This window comes from Collinsella aerofaciens, from assembly GCF_020709435.1.
Classification (GTDB): domain Bacteria; phylum Actinomycetota; class Coriobacteriia; order Coriobacteriales; family Coriobacteriaceae; genus Collinsella; species Collinsella aerofaciens_AU.
Genome location: NZ_JAJFDP010000005.1, coordinates 30,725 through 51,759 on the forward strand (window position 1 = coordinate 30,725; position 21,035 = coordinate 51,759).

Sequence of the window (21,035 nt, forward strand, 5' to 3'; positions counted from 1 at the left end):
AAATCCATAACGTTACTAGTTTATGGCATTTTGAGCATCGACAGCTAAACTCCAGACACGGACGTCAATTGGCGAAAATGCGGCACAACACCTTTTCTGTCTTGGCGGCGGCGCCAGCTACACCGTGAGGAACATCATCACGATGATCATGGCAAAGCCGATAAGGTCGGTCGGCAAAAACACCGTGCCCAGCATAACGGCGCTGGTGATGGTCGCCGAAACCGGCTCCACAGTTCCGATGAGGCTCGCACGCACCGAGCCGATGTCCTTAACGCCCTGCATATAGAGCATGTAAGCAAAAAACGAGCCGATAACCACGAATACCGCGAGCGCCTCGACGCCGGCAGCGTCGAGTGCCGGCATATGCGCCCAAGGCTGCACGAAGACGCACGAGACCACGCCCGCCGTGAGCATTGCCGAGCCCGTGACGATGGGGCTGCCGTATTCGGGCAGGATCTTAGCGGGAATCACCGCCATACACGTGGCGCTGACCGCACACATAAGACCTGCTGCCAGGCCAAGCGGCGAGATATTCAGGCTGGTGGGGTCGCCGCCGGTGGCGATTAAAAAGGTTCCACCCAGAGCCAGGCCAATGCCGATAACTTCGCGAGTACGCGGCATGCGGCGATCGGTCACGCAGGTGTAGCCCATGATGATAACGAGCTGCAGGCACTGGAGCACCGTCGCGGTTCCGGCGTTCGTCAGGCGCACGGCCGAAAGATAGCAAAACTGGTTGAACAGCAGACCAAAGGCGGTAAAGAGCAGCAGCTGCTTGCGATCGGCGGGTGTGGTCCAGAGCTTAATCAGGCGCTCGCGGTCGCGCGTAACAACCACGGCCATAAAGAGTAGACCGGCGAGAATCTGACGCACGCTCATAAGCCACAAGGTGTCGACGTGGTAGGTATCGAACAGAAAGCTCGCGCTGGTGCCCGAGAAGCCCCAAAACGAACCGCCCACCAACGTAGCCAAGACGCCCGTGATCATCTTGCGCGTCGAAGCGCTGTTCAGGCGCTCGCGCCAAGCGCGGCGGGTGCTACGGCTGAGCTCATCGGTGCCCTCGGGCACATCAATGTTCGATATATCGGTCATCGGCACCGAAGCCCCTGCGCCTTCGACCTGCTCGACACGCTCTTTGCTCATTCCATTCCCTCGAAGCAGCCTGGAAACAATTCGGCTTACCTTACCACGGCGAAGGCACCAGCCGAAGGCTTGTCCGCTTATCGGTAGGACAATTCCGCAGACGTCTTTCCATAGCTCGATACCGCAATGGCCTTGCATTATGCGACAGTCAAATCGCGGCAGCAGGCTCTTTTGAAATGGATATGACAAAGCCCCCGAATTCCACAATGTAAGCGATTTTTAAAAATGTTCTTGCCACCGAGTTCAGGCTCCGTTATATTATCCCTTGCGCGCTTGCGCACCCTTGATCGGGCGTTTAGCTCAGGGGGAGAGCGCTTCCCTGACACGGAAGAGGTCAGAAGTTCAAATCTTCTAACGCCCACCAAATGTTCGCAGCTCAGAGGCTATGTCCTCTGGGCTGTTTTGTTTTATGTCACCAAATCAGCTGGCAACTCCAACCGCCCAAGCAACCACCCTGCCCATGCACAAAACCGCGTCAATAGCCACCGAGGCCGAGGCCAACGCGTCTCGAACCCATCCGAGCCGCAACTCCTCAGCAAAACGCCGCGATGTCTGCGCCCTGCGGTATCCTTGAGCCACTTGCACCTGCAGCACCAAGGAGCCGCCATGCGCACCGAGCTCGATGTCCCCTTTTCGCACAAAGAAGAAGCCAAGGCGCTGGGCGCCAAATGGGACCGGACCAAGAAGATCTGGTATGTACCCAGCGGCGTCAACCCCGAACCCTTTGCCGAGTGGCTGCCCGGTGTTGACCGATCCGACCCCTCAGCGCCGTATATATATCTAGTACTGGGCAAGCGCGAGTGCTGGAAGTGTCACAAAGAGACCTCGGTCGCGGCCTTCGGCATTCCCTATCGAGCCGATAACGACGAGAGCATCGTCATCGCGCACGCGCCCAACGAAGCCGGGCACATTGCCATCGACACGGCCAACGCCAACGCACTCGCCATCGTGCCCGCTCTTGGCTGCGTGCCGGGCGAGATCCGCGACTACCTTCATAAGCGCTGCGGCTACAAACCCGTAGGCGCGCGAGCCTCCAAAGCCCCGTCGCTCGGCAACACGTGCACCAGTTGCGACGCGCTGCAAGGCAGCCGCTATCTGTTCGAGGAGCCCTCGTCCCCGTTTGCCCTCACTGCCATCAACAAGCTGCCGGCACTAGAGTTTGTGCGCGTCGAAGTTGCCGGCGTCTTTGGCGTCCCGGCCGCGCGCACCGACTTTGACCAGGCGCTCTTTACCTGGGCACGCGACCATCACGCCGAGTTCCACAAGCAACTCGGTGAGGGGATTTATTTGTAGAGACGGAGAAGCCTTCACAGCCAGCTCCTCCGCATCACCTATCCCTCATCGCCGGCGTCATACACGATATCGAGGCCACAAACAGGGCATTTCTCCGGATACACCGGCATATGAACGCCTGTCTGTTTTCTCACTTCGTCGCTGAGTCTGTCGCGCGCATCGATGAACCGAATGTCGAGACACGGTATTTGCGAGCCGCAGCAAGGACAGGCGACAGCAAACGACCCGCAATCAACCTCTACGCTCGGAAACATATTGTTGTCTACAAGGGCACACGGCAGTTTTCCGTACTTCCCCATCGCAATATCGCCTCGCCAGCTCATACACGCTCCCCTCTCGCTATACAAATCAGGAAGAGCATGCACCGGCGGGCGGGCACGAGATTGCATCGCCACGCGATCCGATCAAACAACACGATCTTAAAAGACCGCCAAAGCCAAATACGCTAATACGGCAGAAGCCCCGCCTTTTCACGCTTCTTTTCCGAGTGATCGAACTCAATGCGATGGGCCTCAAGAAACACCGTATTGGGTCCAAACCATCCGTTTTCTGGCTCGAACCGTTCAACAAACGCAAGGCCGAGCACCTTGTAGCCCACCTCGGTTGCAAATATGACTCCGACTGGAACGCCACATTCCATGCAGTTGAGCATTTTACGGTTGTAATTCTGGTCTCGAAAACCAACGGTACCCGGCGCTTGAACCGAGTACTTAATGACCCACGTGCCATCGTCCAAATAGAGCGGAGGCACATCGTTGATGCTCTCGGTTTGCCGCTGGCGCGCTTGTACCCCGCTACCCCACTCCCCTGTATACTGATGTAGCACGTGTTTCATCCGGGCTTGTTGGGCCGGATTGTTCATGGGAGGGTCTTATGGCTGCTTTGAACACGCCTAAGGGGAGCGTTTCTTCTTCGTCCATCAAGCCGGTTACACGCAAGGCCGTGCGCTGCCAGCGCGAGGTCGCCTGGCTTGTCACGCAGGCGGCGGGTAGGCTTGTGGCGACCACTCAGGACGTCAATGCGCCTACGCCGAGCTTTGTGTTAGCGGCGGCGCTGGATTTTGCGCGCCAATTGGAGCTTGCCGCACAGGGTACCAGCGGCCACCTCGACTACCAGAATGTTATGGCGCCCGACCTGCAAACGTTCTGCCACATGGCCAAGTTGCCCGCCGCGCCCAATGAGCTTTCGGACGCAGGCTACATGTTTACGCTTTCGGGCGCAGACCTTATCCGCGATATCTACGCATACTGCAGCGAGCTCGCCAAGCGCAGCGTCTTTGGCACGGCTGAAGTCAAACCGGGATATGTCATCAAGCTGGTTCTTAGGTTGTTCTTGATGGACGGGTTCGGGGCCATGCCGGCGTAAGCCGAGTCTTTAGCATCACCGTCGACTGGGCAACGACCGCTTTACCTTAATGGACGCCAATCGAGAGTCGATTATTGGGTCGCCTCGTCCACTAACGCATCTATCCCACGCACTCCGACAGTCGATACTTGCGGTTGCGGCTCGTCGCCGGCGCCGTGGGCTCAAGCTCGCCTTGAGCAATGAGCGCGTTGACGCGCGACCTAACCTGGGAAATTGTGAGCCCTGTGTGCTCTGCCAGCTCGCGCGTCCCCAGCTCGCCGTAGTGTTTGAGTGCCGTCACAATTAAGCCCCCGCCATGATCGACCGGCTCGATCTTTGAACGGTAAAGTACGACCTTGAACCGATCGAATCCCGGGCAGAACAGGGGCTCGGCCAGACCATGCGCGCGCATGGCATCGATCATCATCGGGATGCCCGAGCCATTGCCCTCAGCCGGCGAACCTGCGCCATCCGGCAGCGGGACAAGCGACATGAGCTTCACAAGCGTCGCATTGCGACATCGGGAGCTGCCGTCAAACAGGTTCTCGCGAGTCTTTCCTCCGTATAGGCCGCCGGGGTTCGTCACCTCGATACGGTCATCAAAGACGTCAACGGCGATCGACTGCCCACAGAACCGATCTCCGTATTCTCGGTGGATTACGGCGTTGGCGATTGCCTCGCGCAGGACCTCCTCGGGAATCTCCAGCGAGTCGACACGCGAGACGCCTTGGATCGTCGAGGTTCGCCGCAAATTCTTGGCGATTGCCGCGACGGCATCCGAGATCATTTCGCCCAATGTTCCCTCGCAGATCGTACGGTCCATGAACCTCAACGGCCCCGCCGCGCCCTTCTGCGTTCCGGCATAGACCGCCACATCGATAAAGAGCTTGGGGTAGAACTGCTGAGGATAGGCGCCCGCAACCAGGAGTCCGGCCTTAGTCACGTTGCCTTGGGAATCGAGGAAATTCAGGCGCTCCAGCTTTGTTTTCTTGTCCGTCGCACCGTGCATAGCTCGGGGCGTCAGCGAGAAAGCACGCTCTATCGTGCGGTCGATCAGGGCCTCGTCGAGGTCGCCCACACCCGCGCCCGGCACTGCGTCGCGATCACTGGGGCTCGTCCGCTCATACGACGACAAGGACAGGACCTCGGTCGACGAAAGCGGAACATCTTTGTCATCGATGCGTTTGTAGCTGCCGCCTTGAGCGCCCCGCTCTATGACATAACAAGGCTTGCTCGACGGGTCGAGCTCCTCAATTGTGATGACCAGAACCACGGTGCCCTGGAGCTCCACGCGTTCAATGGTGTATTTGGGCGGATTGGCCAGTTTTCCGCGACCGCCGGCATCACCCATGCCCGCTACGAATTGGTTGAGCACCTTCTCGGTCTCAAAGTTCTCAACCGGAACAAAGCCCGCGCGCTCGCTCACGCCGAGCACGATAATTCCGCCAGCGGTATTCGCGAACGCGCTAACCGTTTCCCATACGTCGCGGGAAAGCGTCGTGGCGCTCTCCTTGACCTCGACGTTAAGATCGTCCGAGCCCATGCGCTTTAAAGACTCGAGCAGACCGGTCAGCTCGTTTTCGTTCATCTGCATGTCCTTTCGCTCGGCCCGACGGAGAATGCCACGGATAGATTTCCTTCGTCTCTCAGTTATCTCTCGTAATTATCTCTCATCTTTCTGCTATCTCTCATATTAGAGATAAGTGAGAGATGAAAGAAAAGATGTCTGCCATCTGTTTCATTTAAACATGTTTTTGCTGGTAGAACAATCAGTATTGAGACAATACCATGATTGCTTGTCTCTTTGCTGCTCAGTTATCTCTCATATTTATCTCTCGTCTTTCAGTTATCTCTCATTATTAGTGACGAATGAGAGATGAGAGATACGCGGGTGATGGGCGAGCGTGGTTTTTTGGACGGTCAGAAAATCCCTCAAACAAAAAACGGGGCCGGCCTTACGCCGAGCCCCGTTTTCAAACGGTCAGTTAGTTATCCAACGCGCGAGCATAGCAGTCAACATTACGCCGCAGCGAACACTCCCAAGCCCGTTCCGATGATGCAGATCGCGAAGATACCAATAATAATCCAAATGGTCTTGACACCCTTTTTATAGAGGGCAACGCAAGCGAACGTTGCCAGCAAGGGCAGCAGACCGGGGAAGATCGAATCGAACAGATCCTGCAGGACAATCTCCGAACCACCCACATCAAAGGTCAAAGCTGTGGACAGCGAGACCTGTGCCGCAATCATTGCGCCAATGACGGTCATTCCGAGAACGCCGGCAGCATGCGTCATGCGAGACATAAGGTTGTTCTCTTCGGACTGCTGCAGGAACTTGGTTCCCAGGTCGTATCCCAGATGGGCGGCGACGATACGCGTTGCAAAGTTAATAACGGAGTAGAGAAGGAAGACGGAGACGGGAGGGGCGAGCGCGACGGCAGTTGCCGTGCCCGTACCCGTAATGACGGCAAACGCGCAGCCAAGCACGCCGAAGGCATAGACCTCGGGAGTACCGCCGCGCCGACCATGATGGCGCCCATGAACATGGACTCCAAAGCAGCGCCGACGATAACTCCCTGCTGGACATCGCCAAGGATCAAGCCGACAAACAGGCTCGTAAACAGCGGACGACCAAGCATCGTAATGCCAAATGCTTGCTCGTCCATAGACGCCATAATGCGACCAGCGCAACTAGGAGGTACTGGGCAACTATTCTGATTAACCCCAGAAATAAGCCTGCAGGCGAGACGTTCAGAACAGCTCGCCTGCAGGCAACAGCAGCAATTTGAAAGGATTAGTAGTTCATCTGGTGATAGTAGCGACGCGTGGTGAGCGGGTGGTTGCGGACGTGCTCGAGATGGCAGCTCAGGCGCTCGGTGATGGTGTAGGTGACCATCGGGGAGACGATCTTGCGGAACTCGGGGTCGCTGAACGGCAGCTCGACCTCGGCGGTGTCGAACTTGTTCACGCGGACGTTGACGCCCTTCTCGTCGGCGAGCATGTGGGTGAAGTTGTCCACGCGGTCCATGAGCTTGCGGGTGTCGTCCTCGCCGTAGAGCATGATGAGGCTCGTGCCCTCCTCGCACAGCTCGATGGTGCCGTGGAAGAACTCGGCGGCGTGGATGGACTTGGTCTTGATCCACTGCATCTCCTCGAGGATGCACATGGCGTAGTCGTAGGCCTCGCCCCAGAGCATGCCGGAGCCGATCACCATGTGGTAGTCGGTGTCCTTGAAGTCCTCGGCCATGGCGGCGCAGCGCTCGTCCTGGGCGTCCTTGGCCTTGATGAGGTACGGGGCGATGTTGCCGAACTCCTCCATGAAGGTGTCGTACTTGGGGAAGGCGCCGGCGTTCTTGAGGAAGCGGGCGACCAGCGTGATCTGGTAGGTGTAGATGGCCTCGCACAGGACGTCGTCCTCGGCGAAGCTGAAGAACTTGTAGTCGGCGTACTCGGTGGCCGGGGTGTTGTCGTTGGAGACGTACATCAGCGTGCGGGCGCCCTGCTCCTGGCAGAACTTGGCGGCCTCGATGATCTCGGGGGTGGTGCCGGTACGGGTGGAGAAGACGCAGACCGAGTCCTTGTTGAAGGTCTTGGGCGGGCATGCGAGGAACTCGGCGGCGATCTCGCAGTGGACGTCGACGTCGGCCGTGGTGGTCTCGACCCAGTACTTCATCGGGAGCGTGTGGGCCCAGGTGCCACCGCAGCCGATGAAGAAGATGTTGGAATAGCCCTGCTCGCAGACCTTGTCCACGGCAGCCTCAATCTGAGGACGGAGAGCGAGGGCATCGCTCACAACCTTCTCGTAACGAGGCTCATCAAAATTGAACATATCTAATATCCCTTCGTTTAATAGAGTGAAATTCGTTTCAATTGACAACTTGTCATTTCACTACGTATTAATACTTAATGACCTAAAAAAATACCTTTCTAGGAAATGGAAGCTTGGCCGTCTTTCATCTCGGCGAGTTTATGCTCGAATCCAAAGCCGCCGGGTTTAAGGCAATTCTTAGCTGAATAGTCAGCAGCGAATTCCATTGCATCCCGAATGATCTCCGCATCGAGCGGTTGCTTTTTACTCCAGCCATGCGAGAGACAGCTCACAACAAACTATGCAAGTATTATTTTGATTCTGTTCTTTCATCAAGCCCCTTAAAACAACACTCGGCATTGTTGGACACAGCGTGCAAGTTCATTGAACGATTCAATATGCATCGTCCCTAGTTAAATGACGTCTTATGCAAATACCTTTAATCCGCTTGGGGCCGACGAATCTTTTGACTGTCCGCAGAAGCTTTCCCGGAATTCCCCATGGATAGACGCACCGGCAATCGCTTTGTTATCTGGCTTATTGCGCATTGCCGGGGCGTCTGGGAGAAAGTGCAATCTACCGCGTGGTCAACTAGCGTTTCATCGAAATCGACCGCATCCGCGCCAAATACTAAATCGCAATCGTTGTAACTCGTCCGATCATATGACGGCAATTTCTCGCCTTAAAAATGAGCACGAAATAAAGGGGCAGCTGTTTGCAACTTGCTTTATTCGTAAGTGTTTTTACTGAAAAAACAATCACCAACCAAACAGCACTATTAACAGCACTATTAATTGTTTGGCTCTTTGCTGTACAGCCATCTTTCGTATACGCTTCTCGTCTATCTCTCATCTCACGGTTGGAGACGAAAGGTGTGCGGGAGTGGATAATTGGACGGCATTTGGGCCTGCGACGGATTATTTCATCCGAAAATCCACGCTCATTTGGCGGGACACGCGGGACCCATGCCAATCCGCTGGCATCGTCTTCAGTTCGCCGCAGAGCCGCGGCCCCATATGGGTATACTCTCGGGGATTCGACTCGATTCGCCCCCGCTGGGGCGTCAAAGGAGACTGCATATGCCCACCACCTCAACCGACCCGCGCGCCGCTGCTGCCGCGCTGCTGGTGCCCGGTACCACCTGCCACGGTTTTGCCGTCGAGCGCTGCGAGACCGTGCCCGAGCTCGACTCGGACGCCTACGTGCTGCGCCACACTGCCTCGGGCGCTCGCCTGCTGTACCTGGCGTGCGACGACGAAAACAAGGCCTTTGCCATTGGCTTTAAGACGCCGCCGGCCGATTCCACCGGCGTGTTCCATATTCTTGAGCACTCGGTGCTGTGCGGATCGGCCAAGTTCCCCGTCAAGGAGCCATTCGTCGACCTGATCAAGAGCTCCATGCAGACGTTCCTCAACGCCATGACCTACCCCGACAAAACCATCTACCCCGTTGCCACCACCAACGAGCAGGACCTGTACAACCTGATGGACGTGTACCTGGACGCGGTGTTCAACCCGGCCATCTATACCAAGCCCACCATTTTTGAGCAGGAGGGCTGGCACTACGAGTTGGACCTGCCAGAGGGCGCCGAGGGCGAGGGCGACGGCAGCTCCGCGAGCCTGCGCGAGGGCGCGCTGCGCTATAACGGCGTGGTGTTCAACGAGATGAAGGGCGCGCTGTCCGACCCTATGAGCGTGCTGGACGACGCCGTCAACGCCGCGCTCTATCCCGACACCGCCTATGCGCACGAGAGCGGCGGCGACCCGCGCGCGATTCCCGCGCTCACCTACGAGCAGTTCCTGGACACGCACGCGCGCCACTACAATCCTTCCAACTCTTATATAACGCTCTACGGCGACCTGGACGTGGACCGCGCGCTGGCCTTTTTGGACGAGCGTTATCTGTCGCAGTCGAGTGCCGCGAGCCGCCGCATGGACACCGCCGTTGCCGCCGGCGAGGACCCGTCCGCGCTGGCGCCCAATCCGCTGGACGTGCAGGCGCCCGTGACCTGCGAGTACAAGCGCGTCGAGATGGCCACCACGCCCGAGAACGCCCTGGTGGGCCTGGGCCTGGTGCTGGGCAGCGCGCTCGACCGCAAGCGCACGATCGCGGCGGATATCCTGTTCGAGGCACTGCTGGGCTCCAACGAAGCGCCAGTTAAGAAGGCCATTCTGGCCGCCGGCCTGGGCGGAAACGTGGTGAGCTACACCGCGGCCGAGAGCCTGCAGCCCTACGAGCTCATCATGTTGCAAAACGCACAGCCCGGCGTGGCGCGCGAGCTGCGTCGTGTGTTCCAGGACGCCTGCCGCGACCTGTGCGAACACGGCGTTCCGCGCGAGCGCCTGGAAGCCATCATCAGCAGCAACGAATACGACCTGCGCCAGCGCGACTATGGCATCGCCGACGGCGTGGCCATTGCGTGCGACGCGCTGAGCACCTGGCTCTACGATGACGACGCCGCGACGCTGGCGCTCAAGTACGGCCCGGTGTACGAGGAGCTGCGCGGCGAGCTGGACGGCAGTTACTTTGAGGATCTGCTGCGCGAACTCGTGCTGGAGAACGACCACATGGCACTGGTCGAGCAGGTGCCGGTGGACGCCGCCGAGGGTTCGGAGAGCGCCGAGGCCGCCGAGCTGGCAGCCAAGCGCGACGCCATGACCGATGCCGAGCTGACGGACGTGGTCGAGCGCACGGCCGTACTGCGCGCCGCGCAGGAGGCCGAGGACACGCCCGAGGACAAGGCCACGCTGCCGCGCCTGTGTGTATCCGACATTGGCGAGGCGCGCCCCGAGCCGCCGCTGGTCGTGGACACGACCGCGCCCATCCCCTGCCTGCGTCACGGCATCCCCACCAACCGCCTGGCCTACGCCATGCAATACTTCGACCTGAGCTGCATCGCATTTGAGGACCTGCCCTACGTGACGCTGCTCTGCCGTCTGCTCAAGCAGCTGCCCACGCGCGAGCACCCGGCCGAAGAACTCGACAACTTGCTCGCCGGCAAGCTGGGCTTTTTGAGCTTTACGACCGAGGTCATGACGCAGCCCGACGTGGACGGCGTGCGCCCCTACCTGCTGGTGAGCGCCGGCGCCCTGTCCGAAAAGATCGACGCGCTGGCGAGCCTGCCGCGCGAGGTGTGGTCGAGCACACTTTTGCTCGATGCCGACGCCGACCGCGTTCGCGACGTGCTCACGCAGATTCGCATTGGGCTTGAGCAGGGCTTTATCAACAACGGCCACTCGGCGGCGCTCGGTCGCGCGATGAGCTACAGCTCGCCTTCGGCCGTGGTGCGCGAGCAGCTCTCGGGCGTGGACTTCTACCTGTTCCTGCGCGATCTGCTCGAGCACTTTGACGAGCGACTGGACGACCTGCGCGCCAAGCTTGCCGAGCTGGCAGACCGCATCTTTGTGGCCGATGGCTGCCTGGCGAGCTTTACCGGCAGCGGCGAGGACTTTGACGCGTACTGGGATGCCGCGGGCGACCTGGGGCTTGGCGCGGGCGACGGCGCTGCCAGCGGCACGCTCGTGGTGCCGGCGCCGCGCGACCGTCACGAGGCTTTCGTCATTCCCAGCGACATCTGCTTTGCGGCGCGCGCGTGCGACCCGCGTCGCCTGGGCATCGACGTAACGGGCGCCTGGGCGGTGGCTGCCAACGCACTCTCCTACGACTACCTGTGGAACGAGATCCGCGTGAAGGGCGGTGCGTACGGCTGCGGATTCCGCGCGGCCGGCGAGCGTCAGACGGCGTTCTACACCTACCGCGACCCAGCAATCGACCCCTCGATTGAGCGTGTGGCGCGCGCAGGCGAATGGCTCGGCAGCTTTGAGCCCGACGAGGCCGCCTTCGAGGGCTTTATCGTGAGCTGCGTGAGCGGCATGGACGCGCCCGTGAAGCCGTACGCGCTCACCAAGCGCCGCAATACGACCTACCTGGCCGGGCTCGACCCGCACGCGCGCGAGGAGCGTCGCGCCCAGATGCTCGCGGCCACACCCGCTGAGCTGCGCTCGCTCGGCGCCGATGTGACGCGCATTGCGGCTGCCTCGCCCACCTGTGTCTTTGGCGGCCGCGACGTCATCGCCAAGAGCAACGCCAGCTTTACCGTCATCGACCTGCTGGCCTAACGTACAAAGGTAGATTTTTGGGACATGCCTGAAAATCTACCTTTTCTTTTTGCCGCGGACGGGGCAGGCGATCTGACTTCGGCCCGCCCCGTCCCGCCGGTTTTGTCTCGATCTGTAACATCTAGGCGGCAATATCGGCTCCAGATGTTACAGATCAAGACGTTTCCGAATGGCGCCGGCTCTTTGTCTCGACCTGTAACAGCTAGGCCCATTTTTGCCGAGGTACTGTTACAGATCGAGACAAACCGCCGCAGACACCCGCCCTTCAGCAAAAACCACCGCAAAGGGGACAGGTGCCTTTGTGTTAGTTCGAACACTTGTTCTATACGTACACATGTTCTATAGTAGGGGTGCTTGCATCGGACTTAAATTGCAACTAGGATATAGTTGCAGAATGTGAGGCGGGATGACTCGAACCGATAAACTCATCGCCCAACTGCTTAGCTGCCCTTCGACGTATCGGTATACCGATTTTTTAAAAGTCATGGCTTCATATGGCTTTGAAATGGACAACAAAGGCAAGACATCCGGATCGCGCGTTCGCTTCTACAGGCCATCAGATGGCAGGATGTTCGTAATGCACGCGCCGCATCCATCTGACGAATTGACAGCGGGGACCATTCGAAACATCGTTCGATTTCTGCAAGATGTCGGAGGTAGTCATGAGTAACGTTTTGGCATACAAGGGTTATTTCGCCCCAGTCGAGTTCGATGCCGAACAGCATGTGCTAACAGGTATGGTCACCGGCATTAGGGACGCAATCATATTTGAAGGCTCCACGGCTGAAGAAGTGGAGCAATGCTTCCACGACGCCGTCGACGATTACCTTGAGTTTTGCGCCGAGAAGGGCAAGGAACCCGAGCGGGCTTTTAAGGGGTCGTTCAACGTAAGAACGGGCTCTGAGCTCCACAAGCAAGCAGCGCTGGCAGCGGCAAAGAAGGGTGAGTCACTCAATAAGTTTGTGACTGAAGCAATCGCCGCGGCGTTATAGCATTAACGCATAGGCCCAAACAACCACAAAGGGCGCAGTTCGCAGGCAAGTTAGCGCTAGCTTTACTGCCCATGTTGCGTTTGCCCAGATAAAACCTGCCAAAATAAACCTGTCCCTTTTTGGTAGGTTTGAGAGATGAGGCTGGGATGGATAAGGCTGAGTTGCGGCGGGCGGTGATTGCCCGGCGCAATGCTCTTGATTTGGATGTGCGGGCGGCAAAGTCAGCCGCTATCTGCGCGCGGCTTGTTGAACTGATGGATCGCTTGGGTGCCGCGGCACCGCACACCGTTGCCGTCTATGCCGCGATGGGTTCCGAAGTCGACCCAGCCGCGTTTGCCGCCGCGGCCGTCGCGCGTGGCTGGCGCGTAGCCTATCCGTGCATGCTCTCGGCAAGCGACGCCGCCACATGCGGCCAGCGCATGTGCATGCGGGCAGTTGCCGCCGACGATGCGTCCGCGGCTCCGTTTATCGCCCACCCCACGCGGGCCTTCGCGACCACGGACATCGACAGCAGCCGCTTCCCTATCGTGCCTGCCGAAGCTCTCGACATGGTCGTCGTGCCGCTCGTAGCCTTCGACCGCACCGGCGCGCGCCTGGGCTACGGCGGCGGCTGCTACGACCGCTACCTGCCCACAGTTGCACCTAAATGCCTAATCGTCGGCATCGCCTTTGACGAACAGCGCGTCGACCACGTTCCCACCGACGCCCACGACCTGCCGCTACCCCACATCATCAGCGCCTAACGGCTGACGCATATCCCGACGGCCTAGTGCTCCTCGCCGGCGCGGGCCAGGTCGTAGGGCGTGGTCTGGTAGACGTAGTAGTTGAGCCAGTTGGTGTAGAACAGCTGAGCCTGGCTGCGCCAGACGTTGCGCGGCTCGGCGGTGGGATCGTCGCCCGGGAAGTAATGCGCCGGCACCTGAGGGTTGAGGCCGCGCTTCACGTCGCGCTCGTACTCCAGGCGCAGCGTATCGGTATCGTACTCGGGATGGCCAAAGACAAAGAAGCGGCGGCTGTCGGTCGACTTGACGATATACAGGCCCACCTCGTCGGATACGGCCACGACCTCAAGCTGCGGCTCGGCCTCCACGTCCTCGCGGCGCACATCGGTGTTGCGCGAGTGCACGGCATAGAAGCGATCATCGAAGCCGCGAACCAGCGGGCTTTGCGGTTTCACCAGACGATGCTCAAAGACGCCACTCGCCTTTGCCGGCAGGTCGTGCTTCTGAATACCGTAATGATGGTACAGGCCGGCCTGCGCGCCCCAACAAATGTGCAGCGTAGAGTGCACGTGCGTAGTGGACCAGTCCATAATCTGGCATAGCTCGGGCCAGTAGTCGACCTCTTCGAACGGCATCTGTTCCACCGGCGCGCCCGTGATGATCAGGCCGTCGTAGTGGATGTCGCGGATGTCGTCGAACGTGCGGTAGAACGTCTCCAGGTGGCCGGCGCTTACGTGCGTGGCCTCGTGCGTCTTGGTGCGCAGCAGGTCCACCTCCACCTGCAGCGGCGTGTTGGAGAGCTTGCGCATGATTTGCGTCTCGGTGGCGATCTTGGTGGGCATGAGGTTGAGGATGAGCACGCGCAGCGGGCGGATGTCTTGGTGCAGCGCGCGGTACTCGGTCATGACAAAGATGTTCTCACTCTCGAGCTGCGCGGCGGCAGGGAGGGCGTCAGGGATGCGAATGGGCATGGATGCTCCTTACGAGTCAGTTGCAGCTATGGTACAACGAGCGGCCCTATCCGCGCGAGCACATCGCCCAGCGATGCCGCCAGCGGCCCAAATCACTCCAAAAGTAGAGATTAAGGCATGTCCCAAAAATCTATGGCGCTTTAGTCTAGCAAAGTGACGGCAGGACGCTACAATGATTCGACGCAAAAAACTCGGCCGGAAGGATACTCGTATGTACCAGACGCGTAAGATCGGTGTGGTCGGCCAGGGCCACGTAGGAGCACATGTCGCCAACAGCCTGCTTATGCAGGGCATTGCCGACGAGCTGTACCTGTGCGATATCAACGAGGCCAAGGTGACGTCCGAGGTCCAGGACCTGCGCGACTCCCTTTCGTTTGTCCCGTACAACACCAAGATCGTCAACTGCTACGACCGCTACGAGGAGCTGGCCTGCTGCGACGTCATCGTCAACGCCGCCGGCAAGGTCGCGCTGGCCGCCGGCAACCGCGACGGCGAGCTGTTCTTTACCACCGACGCCGCCCGCTCCTTTGCCAAGCGCATCGTCGACGCCGGCTTCGACGGCATCTTCGTAAGCATCTCCAACCCCTGCGACGTCGTGTGCACCGAGCTGTGGCACCTGACCGGCTACGATCCCAAGAAGATCATCGGCTCGGGCTGCGGCCTGGACTCCGCCCGCCTGCGCACCGAGATCTCCAAGAAAGTCGGCGTGAGCCCCAAGTCCATCGACGCCTACATGATCGGCGAGCACGGCTTTAGCCAGCTGGCTGCCTTTAAGGCCGCGACCATCGCCGGTAAGAGCCTCAACGAGCTCCAGGCCGAGAACCCCGACAAATACGCCTTTGACCACATGGAGGTCGAGGAGCTTGCACGCAAGGGCGGCTATGTGACCTACCAGGGCAAGCAGTGCACCGAGTACGCCGTCGCCAACTCCGCCGCGCGCGTCTGCGCCGCCGTGCTGCACAACGAGCACGCCGTGCTTTCCGCCTCCACGCTCATGACCGGCCAGTATGGCGAGGAGGGCATCTTTACCTCCCTGCCGTGCGTGATCGGCGCCGAGGGCGTCGAGGAGGTTTACACGCTCGACCTGTCCGAGCACGAGCTCGAGGGCTTCCACAAGAGCTGCCAGCACATCCGCGACAACATCGCCCAGCTCGACTGGTGGGACGCCGAGGCCTACGACGCAAAGTAGGCCGCTGGCTGCCGCAACCTTGCGAATCTAAGCGCGATACTAAGCGGGCCGCGCCGGAAATACCCGGCGCGGCACGCTTTTTTTGACTCACGCAATGCCCTTGCGAATCGAAGGTGAATACTTTTCCGCGAAGTGAACGAGCAAAAACGAGCCCCCGAAGCATCGACACTTTTCAGACGCCGCTTCCTGCGGTTTCGCCGAGTTTTCCCTGCAGTTTTGGCGTCAAAAAGTGTGGATGCTTCGGGGGTCCAAAATATGTCGTTCACTTCGCGGAAAAGTATTCACCTTCGTTTTCGCGCAGACACGAATCCGGCCGCCACAACGTAAAACGGGGCCCGCGCACAGCGCAGGCCCCGTCAAAAAAGACAATTCCCGGTACCTAGTACTGCTCAATGCCCATGTAGCGACGAACCTCGGGGCTGTGGTCGAAGACCTTGCCGCGGGCGGCGCGCAGCTCGCAGCTCATGTTGTAGAAGAAGATCGGCTCCAAGTACGAACGCACACTGGCGGGCACGTCGCCCACACCGTACTCAAGCGCGTCGAGCACCATAATCGTATCGGTGTGCGTGTTGAGGAATGCAAGCGCGCGCTCCTCCATGGGGCGGCACTCGCCCGATCCGAGCTGCACAAAGTAGAACACGCCGGGCTCGGTGGCCTCGAACGGGCCGTGGAAGTACTCGCCGGAGTGGATGTAGCAGCAGTGCTGCCACTGCATCTCCATGAGCGAGCAGATGGCCATGGCGTAGGTCTGGCTAAAGTTGGGGCCGGAGCCCAGGATATAGAAGAACTTGTGCTGCTGGCAGAGCTCGGCAAAGCGGGCGCCCAGCTCGGCGTTGACCTTCTCGCGGGCGGCGGGCAGCAGCGCATCCATCTTCTTGAGGCCCTCGTACATGTCGGCAAGCGCCTCGTAACCCTCCTGCTGGTCGAGCAGCTCGGCAGCGATCAGAGCGCCGATGCCCTGCGGCACCTCGGCCTGCGGCACGCCCTCGCCCCAGGGGTAGACCCAGGTGGTCCACTTGCCGTTGTCGATCTTGGAGCCCTCGCAGTCGGTCATGGCGACGACCTCGGCACCGGCGGCCAGCGCCATCTCGCAGCCGTCGACGACCTCCTGCGTGTTGCCGCTGTGGCTGCAGGCGATGACGAGCGACTTCTCACCAAGACTCTTGGGAGCCATCAGGCAAAACTCGCGTGCCGTGTAGACTGTCGAGGTAAACGTGGTGGCCTCGCGCTTGAGCAGTTCGTTAGCCGGCATCAGGTCGATCATCGAACCGCCGCAGGCGATCCAAAAGACGTTCTCGATCTTGCCCTTGCGCTCGATGACTTCCTGAACCAGATCATGTGCGTTCATCCTGATGTTCCTCCTTGTGGGGTGGCTTTGAGCGACGGCAGCTCGTACCTGCTGTCGTTCTATGTTGTCCTATTTATAACACGCGTAACAACGCCCGTGAAGTCATCTCGGCAAATTTGTTCTATGTTGTTCTATCTGTGGACGTTAGATGTCGAAGACGTAGCGCGAGCCCACAATCTTTTGGCGACCGAGCAACAGAGGGTGCCCACCGGCGTCGGTAAAGTAGGCCTCCATATAGAAGAGCGGCTCACCGACCGGCACCTCCAGCAGCGGGGCCGTTTGGGCATCGGCAAGCGCAATCTCCACGGTGCAGGGGTCGGACTTGAGCGGCGCGCGACCCGAATGCTCGGCAACGAGCGCAAAGATGGAATTGTCCGTGAGGTTCTTGTCGGCAAGCGTCTGCAGATAGGGATGGTCGGCGAGCACAAAGGCGTTGTTCTCAAGCATGACAGGGATGCCGTCGGCTGTGCGCACGCGTTCGACCACGATAAGCTCGCAGCCGGGCTCCACGCCAAAGAACGCCGCATCCTCGTGCGTCGCTGCGACCACCGTGCGCGACACCAGACGCGCACCCGGCACCATGTCGTTGGCAGCACAACCCTCAGTAAAGCTCTGGACGTCACCCTTCTGGCGAATCTTGCGCTTGAGCTTGGGAGCGCACACAAAGGTGCCCCTCCCCTGCTGGCGGTTGAGATACCCCGCACGCGACAGCTCCTCGATGGCGCGACGCACGGTGACGCGCCCCACGCCGTAGGACTTCGCGAGCTCCATCTCGGAAGGAATGCGCGAGCCGGCAGCGTACACGCCGCGCGCGATCTCGCCCTTTAGGTCGTCCATGACCTGCTGGTACAGCGGCACGGCGGACACGTCAGTACGGTCGGTCTTGCTATCGAAAGCCATCGTTACGCTCCATCCCGCGCATGCTCGGACTCAAACTCTTCAATCGCCGCCATAAACTGTTCGCCAAAGGCGTCGGCCTTTTTCTCGCCAATGCCGTTGACCTGGATAAGCTCGTCGCGCGTCTGCGGGCGTAAGCGGCACAGACCGCGCAGAGCCCTGTCGGAAAAGACCATGTACGGCGCCATCTCCAGCTCGGTCGAAATCTCCTTGCGCAGGGCACGCAGGCGCTCGAACAGCTCGGCATCGTCGCCCACGCGCGGGCGCTGATCCAGCTCGGCCTCCTCGCGCAGCAGATCCACCGCACGGCGGGCGCGGGCCGAGGCCTTGCGCTTGGGCGCGCGACGCTTAACGGCAAAGGCAAACGCCTCGTCCTCGACCTCGCCGGCACGCGGGCCCAGCCCCACGACCGGGTACTGCCCCTGCGAGGTAGCCAGATAACCGCGGCCGCACAGCTGGCCGATAATATCCTTGATGCGCCCAACCGATTCACTCGACAGCTCACCGTAGCCGCGGTCCTCGTCCAGATGCATCTGGCGAATGCGCTCGGTGTTGCCGCCGTGGAGCACGTCGGCGATGAGCGACTTGCCAAAACGCATGGGACGCGTGGCCACATAGCGCACAGCGGCGCGGGCCATATCGGTGACGTCCTCGGCCTCGAACTGCGTGAGGCAGTTGCTGCAGTTGCCGCAGCCCTCGGCGTCGTCCGTGGCGGTGGCGCCCGCACCGGCCGCGGCCTCGTCGCCAAAGTAGCGCAGCATGTATTCGCGCAGGCAGCCGGTGGTATTGCAGTAGCCCTCCATTTGGCTGAGCAGGCGATAACGGTTCTGGAGCGCCCACGCGCGCTGCTCGTCATCGAGCGCCTCGTCGGCAGCATCGCCGCGATCGATCAGAAAGCGGCGCATGCGAAAATCGTTGCCGTTCCACAGCAAGTGACAGCTGGCCGGATCGCCATCGCGGCCAGCGCGGCCCGCCTCTTGGTAGTATGCCTCGATGCTCTCGGGCACGTTGTTGTGGATCACGTAGCGCACGTTGGGCTTGTCGATGCCCATGCCAAAGGCGTTGGTGGCAACCATCACCTGGATATCGTCGTCGATAAAGGCGCGCTGGCTTTGGCGGCGGGCGTCATTACCCATGCCGGCATGGTAGCGGCCAATGCGAATGCCGCTGGGGCCCAGCGCTTCGGCAAGCTCACCCGCCAGTGCATCGACGGTCTTGCGGGTCGAGCAATACACGATACCGCTCTCGCCCGAATGCGCAATCACATAGTCGCGCACCCACGCTGCCTTGGCTTTGTCGCCCATCTCCTCGCAGCCAAAGTAGAGGTTCTTGCGATCGAAGCCCGTCACCACCGTCGCAGGGTTTTGCAGGCCGAGCATCTGCTGGATATCGGCGCGTACACGCTCGGTCGCCGTGGCGGTAAAGGCCGCCACGATGGGGCGCCGCGGCAGCGAATCGATAAACTCACGAATCTGCAGGTAAGCGGGACGAAAATCCTGGCCCCACTGGCTCACGCAGTGGGCCTCGTCAATGGCAACGAGCGGCACGCCAATGCCGCCGTCCGCCGCAGCTTCCTGCGCAAAGGCTAAAAAACGCGGCTCGAGCAGGCGCTCGGGCGCCACGTACATAAGCTGGTAGCGGCCCTCGCGCGCCCGCTTGAGCACGGTATTTTGCTGAGCCGGCGTAAGACTGGAGTTGAGATAGCTGGGTCGCGCACCCGCCGCGAGCAGCGCGCGGGTCTGGTCCTCCATAAGCGACAGCAACGGGCTCACCACAAAGGTGATACCGGGCAGCATGAGCGCAGGCACCTGGTAGCAAATGGACTTGCCGGCGCCTGTGGGCATAACACCCAACGCATCGCGACCGGCAAGAATCGCATCGACCATGCGATCCTGTCCCGGGCGAAACGAGGTGTAGCCAAAATAGGCGCCGAGCGTGTCGAGCGCCATCTGCTGCATGCTATCGGTCATGGTTTCCTAACGTCAGAATCATCTGCCGCCGATTATACGCCGCCACGCGGACCGGCGTCGCCCGGCTGTCAGCCACGCTCATTCTGCGGGTAGTCATTGGGGACGTTCTTGAATGACCAGTCGTTTAAGAACGTCCCCAACGACTAAGCTCTTGACAAGCACGGAAACGCCGCAGGTTGAGCATAAGCCAGCGAAAACGCCCCTAAGCGAGCAAGGTGACGTGAAAGAGGAGGGAAGCGTACTTCGGTACGCGACCGACGATTGAACGTCAGGTTGCCGCTTAGGGGCGTTTGCAGCGTCGAGCCGTTACGCGGTTTGGTAAAACCGCGTAACTTACATAACCATAACGTAGCGCGATCCCACGTAGTACTGCTTACCCATCAGGACCGGCTCGCCATTGGGACCGGTAAAGCCGGCACGCAGGTTGAGCAGTGGATCGTGCGGAGCGATGCCCAGCTCGGCCGCCTGCTCGGCATTGGCACGAACGGCCTCGACCGTGCGGTAGCCAACCGATGCAATCGGCGTTCCGCCAACACGCTCGACCTCGGCAAAAATCGACTTGTCCTCAAGATCGGCCGTCAACAGCTCACGGTAGGCGTCAAACGGCACAAAGATGTTCTCCTCAAAGATGGGCTCGCCGTCGGCCGTACGCACGCGCTTGATATGCAGCAGCAGCGCGTCCTTCTGCAGGCCAAAGAACTCCATCTCGTTTTGACGTGCCGGCACAATCTGGCGATCGACCACATGCGCGCCCGCCTTCATGTCATTATCGGCACACAGCGCGGTAAACGTCTGCAGCGTCGAAGCGTGGAACTGGCGGTTGATGTGCGGCGTGGAGACAAAGGTGCCACGGCCCTGCCGCTTAACCAGGTAGCCATCGGAGCACAGCTCCTCGACGGCGCGGCGCACCGTAATGCGGCTCACGTCGTACTGCTCGGCTAGCTCAAGCTCGGACGGAATACGCTCCTTGGGTGCATAAACACCTTTCTCGATCGCATCCTTGATCTCGTCGTAAATCTGCTGGTAAAGCGGTGCATTTTTGGGCGCAGGCATATCTAATCACTCTTATCGAAATATTGAAATAACTAATACGTATATAACGTCTAGTTTCATGTTACCTCATATTGATAAAACGATACACCCTCCCTACCAAAAAGCGACAGCTTCATTTTGGCAGGTTTTATCTGGGCAAACGAAAGTCCCTCGAAAGCAACGGGGCTTTCGAGGGACTCATACGGAAGGG

General features: G+C 59.9%; 17 protein-coding genes, 1 tRNA gene and 1 pseudogene. 8 read left to right on the forward strand and 11 right to left on the reverse strand.

Annotation, left to right across the window (positions count from 1 at the left end):
- Nucleotides 1-117: 117 nt before the first annotated feature.
- On the reverse strand, nucleotides 118-1,140 hold the full coding sequence (locus LK493_RS04575; protein WP_206428103.1) for a DMT family transporter: 1,023 nt from the start codon (nucleotides 1,138-1,140) through the stop codon (nucleotides 118-120).
- Nucleotides 1,141-1,429: 289 nt separating this feature from the next.
- Between LK493_RS04575 and LK493_RS04580 the strand changes: the two genes are divergently transcribed.
- Both LK493_RS04580 and LK493_RS04585 read left to right on the forward strand, forming a co-directional pair.
- Nucleotides 1,430-1,504: transfer RNA gene (locus tag LK493_RS04580), tRNA-Val, on the forward strand.
- Between the two features lie 242 nt (nucleotides 1,505-1,746).
- Nucleotides 1,747-2,433, forward strand: coding sequence for a DUF5710 domain-containing protein (locus tag LK493_RS04585; protein WP_227790282.1), 687 nt, complete (start codon nucleotides 1,747-1,749; stop codon nucleotides 2,431-2,433).
- 445 nt (nucleotides 2,434-2,878) lie between these two features.
- Here LK493_RS04585 and LK493_RS04590 read toward each other — a convergent pair whose 3' ends face one another.
- Nucleotides 2,879-3,295: a hypothetical protein gene (locus LK493_RS04590; protein ID WP_227790283.1), complete on the reverse strand. Its 417-nt coding sequence runs from the start codon at nucleotides 3,293-3,295 to the stop codon at nucleotides 2,879-2,881.
- An 11-nt stretch (nucleotides 3,296-3,306) separates the two neighbouring features.
- Between LK493_RS04590 and LK493_RS04595 the strand changes: the two genes are divergently transcribed.
- Entirely contained in the window at nucleotides 3,307-3,798 is a 492-nt protein-coding gene (locus LK493_RS04595) for a hypothetical protein (RefSeq protein WP_227790284.1), read from the forward strand.
- Nucleotides 3,799-3,898: 100 nt separating this feature from the next.
- On the opposite strand, the gene LK493_RS04600 is transcribed toward LK493_RS04595, so the two are convergent.
- From LK493_RS04600 to LK493_RS04615, 4 genes and pseudogenes are all read right to left on the reverse strand, one after another.
- Entirely contained in the window at nucleotides 3,899-5,365 is a 1,467-nt protein-coding gene (locus LK493_RS04600; RefSeq protein ID WP_227790285.1) for an ATP-binding protein, read from the reverse strand.
- 431 nt (nucleotides 5,366-5,796) lie between these two features.
- Nucleotides 5,797-6,264: a PTS system mannose/fructose/sorbose family transporter subunit IID gene (locus tag LK493_RS04605; RefSeq protein WP_227790286.1), complete on the reverse strand. Its 468-nt coding sequence runs from the start codon at nucleotides 6,262-6,264 to the stop codon at nucleotides 5,797-5,799.
- 47 nt (nucleotides 6,265-6,311) lie between these two features.
- Nucleotides 6,312-6,452 (reverse strand): annotated as a pseudogene (locus LK493_RS10295) (PTS sugar transporter subunit IIC); the annotation flags it as partial.
- Nucleotides 6,453-6,571: 119 nt separating this feature from the next.
- Entirely contained in the window at nucleotides 6,572-7,606 is a 1,035-nt protein-coding gene (locus LK493_RS04615) for an SIS domain-containing protein (protein WP_117629022.1), read from the reverse strand.
- A 1,058-nt stretch (nucleotides 7,607-8,664) separates the two neighbouring features.
- On the opposite strand from LK493_RS04615, the gene LK493_RS04620 reads away from it, so the two are divergent.
- From LK493_RS04620 to LK493_RS04635, 4 genes are all read left to right on the forward strand, one after another.
- Nucleotides 8,665-11,703, forward strand: coding sequence for an insulinase family protein (locus LK493_RS04620; protein ID WP_227790287.1), 3,039 nt, complete (start codon nucleotides 8,665-8,667; stop codon nucleotides 11,701-11,703).
- 406 nt (nucleotides 11,704-12,109) lie between these two features.
- A complete protein-coding gene (locus LK493_RS10355; protein ID WP_117839829.1) occupies nucleotides 12,110-12,373 on the forward strand; it encodes a type II toxin-antitoxin system HicA family toxin in 264 nt (87 codons plus the stop codon).
- Nucleotides 12,366-12,695 carry a type II toxin-antitoxin system HicB family antitoxin gene (locus LK493_RS04630; protein WP_195239528.1) on the forward strand — a complete coding sequence of 110 codons (330 nt, stop codon included), beginning with the start codon at nucleotides 12,366-12,368 and terminating at the stop codon, nucleotides 12,693-12,695. The genes LK493_RS10355 and LK493_RS04630 overlap by 8 nt, the downstream gene beginning before the upstream one ends.
- A 146-nt stretch (nucleotides 12,696-12,841) precedes the next feature.
- Nucleotides 12,842-13,438, forward strand: coding sequence for a 5-formyltetrahydrofolate cyclo-ligase (locus LK493_RS04635; RefSeq protein ID WP_227790288.1), 597 nt, complete (start codon nucleotides 12,842-12,844; stop codon nucleotides 13,436-13,438).
- Nucleotides 13,439-13,461: 23 nt separating this feature from the next.
- Here the strand turns inward: LK493_RS04635 and metA are convergent, their stop codons facing one another.
- Nucleotides 13,462-14,388 (reverse strand): homoserine O-acetyltransferase MetA, encoded by a 927-nt coding sequence (gene metA, locus LK493_RS04640; protein ID WP_227790289.1) that lies wholly within the window; start codon nucleotides 14,386-14,388, stop codon nucleotides 13,462-13,464.
- A gap of 211 nt (nucleotides 14,389-14,599) precedes the next feature.
- Here metA and LK493_RS04645 point away from each other — a divergent pair, with 211 nt between their 5' ends.
- Complete coding sequence (locus LK493_RS04645) at nucleotides 14,600-15,577, forward strand: L-lactate dehydrogenase (RefSeq protein ID WP_227790290.1); 978 nt, start codon at nucleotides 14,600-14,602, stop codon at nucleotides 15,575-15,577.
- A gap of 379 nt (nucleotides 15,578-15,956) precedes the next feature.
- On the opposite strand, the gene LK493_RS04650 is transcribed toward LK493_RS04645, so the two are convergent.
- From LK493_RS04650 to LK493_RS04665, 4 genes are all read right to left on the reverse strand, one after another.
- The gene (locus LK493_RS04650; RefSeq protein ID WP_227790291.1) at nucleotides 15,957-16,925 is read right to left on the reverse strand and encodes an SIS domain-containing protein; all 969 of its coding nucleotides are present in this window, start codon (nucleotides 16,923-16,925) and stop codon (nucleotides 15,957-15,959) included.
- 144 nt (nucleotides 16,926-17,069) lie between these two features.
- Nucleotides 17,070-17,825, reverse strand: a complete 756-nt coding sequence (locus LK493_RS04655) for a GntR family transcriptional regulator (RefSeq protein ID WP_227790292.1) — start codon at nucleotides 17,823-17,825, stop codon at nucleotides 17,070-17,072.
- 2 nt (nucleotides 17,826-17,827) lie between these two features.
- Complete coding sequence (locus LK493_RS04660; protein ID WP_227790293.1) at nucleotides 17,828-19,792, reverse strand: RecQ family ATP-dependent DNA helicase; 1,965 nt, start codon at nucleotides 19,790-19,792, stop codon at nucleotides 17,828-17,830.
- A gap of 333 nt (nucleotides 19,793-20,125) precedes the next feature.
- Nucleotides 20,126-20,845 carry a GntR family transcriptional regulator gene (locus tag LK493_RS04665; RefSeq protein ID WP_227790294.1) on the reverse strand — a complete coding sequence of 240 codons (720 nt, stop codon included), beginning with the start codon at nucleotides 20,843-20,845 and terminating at the stop codon, nucleotides 20,126-20,128.
- Nucleotides 20,846-21,035 lie beyond the last annotated feature (190 nt).

Bases quoted from the DNA above. Each gene is read 5' to 3' on its own strand.
- LK493_RS04575 (WP_206428103.1), bottom strand. From the start codon at position 1,140: ATGAGCAAAGAGCGTGTCGAGCAGGTCGAAGGCGCAGGGGCTTCGGTG.
- LK493_RS04585 (WP_227790282.1), top strand. From the start codon at position 1,747: ATGCGCACCGAGCTCGATGTCCCCTTTTCGCACAAAGAAGAAGCCAAG.
- LK493_RS04590 (WP_227790283.1), bottom strand. From the start codon at position 3,295: ATGAACAATCCGGCCCAACAAGCCCGGATGAAACACGTGCTACATCAG.
- LK493_RS04595 (WP_227790284.1), top strand. From the start codon at position 3,307: ATGGCTGCTTTGAACACGCCTAAGGGGAGCGTTTCTTCTTCGTCCATC.
- LK493_RS04600 (WP_227790285.1), bottom strand. From the start codon at position 5,365: ATGAACGAAAACGAGCTGACCGGTCTGCTCGAGTCTTTAAAGCGCATG.
- LK493_RS04615 (WP_117629022.1), bottom strand. From the start codon at position 7,606: ATGTTCAATTTTGATGAGCCTCGTTACGAGAAGGTTGTGAGCGATGCC.
- LK493_RS04620 (WP_227790287.1), top strand. From the start codon at position 8,665: ATGCCCACCACCTCAACCGACCCGCGCGCCGCTGCTGCCGCGCTGCTG.
- LK493_RS10355 (WP_117839829.1), top strand. From the start codon at position 12,110: ATGACTCGAACCGATAAACTCATCGCCCAACTGCTTAGCTGCCCTTCG.
- LK493_RS04630 (WP_195239528.1), top strand. From the start codon at position 12,366: ATGAGTAACGTTTTGGCATACAAGGGTTATTTCGCCCCAGTCGAGTTC.
- LK493_RS04635 (WP_227790288.1), top strand. From the start codon at position 12,842: ATGGATAAGGCTGAGTTGCGGCGGGCGGTGATTGCCCGGCGCAATGCT.
- metA (WP_227790289.1), bottom strand. From the start codon at position 14,388: ATGCCCATTCGCATCCCTGACGCCCTCCCTGCCGCCGCGCAGCTCGAG.
- LK493_RS04645 (WP_227790290.1), top strand. From the start codon at position 14,600: ATGTACCAGACGCGTAAGATCGGTGTGGTCGGCCAGGGCCACGTAGGA.
- LK493_RS04650 (WP_227790291.1), bottom strand. From the start codon at position 16,925: ATGAACGCACATGATCTGGTTCAGGAAGTCATCGAGCGCAAGGGCAAG.
- LK493_RS04655 (WP_227790292.1), bottom strand. From the start codon at position 17,825: ATGGCTTTCGATAGCAAGACCGACCGTACTGACGTGTCCGCCGTGCCG.
- LK493_RS04660 (WP_227790293.1), bottom strand. From the start codon at position 19,792: ATGACCGATAGCATGCAGCAGATGGCGCTCGACACGCTCGGCGCCTAT.
- LK493_RS04665 (WP_227790294.1), bottom strand. From the start codon at position 20,845: ATGCCTGCGCCCAAAAATGCACCGCTTTACCAGCAGATTTACGACGAG.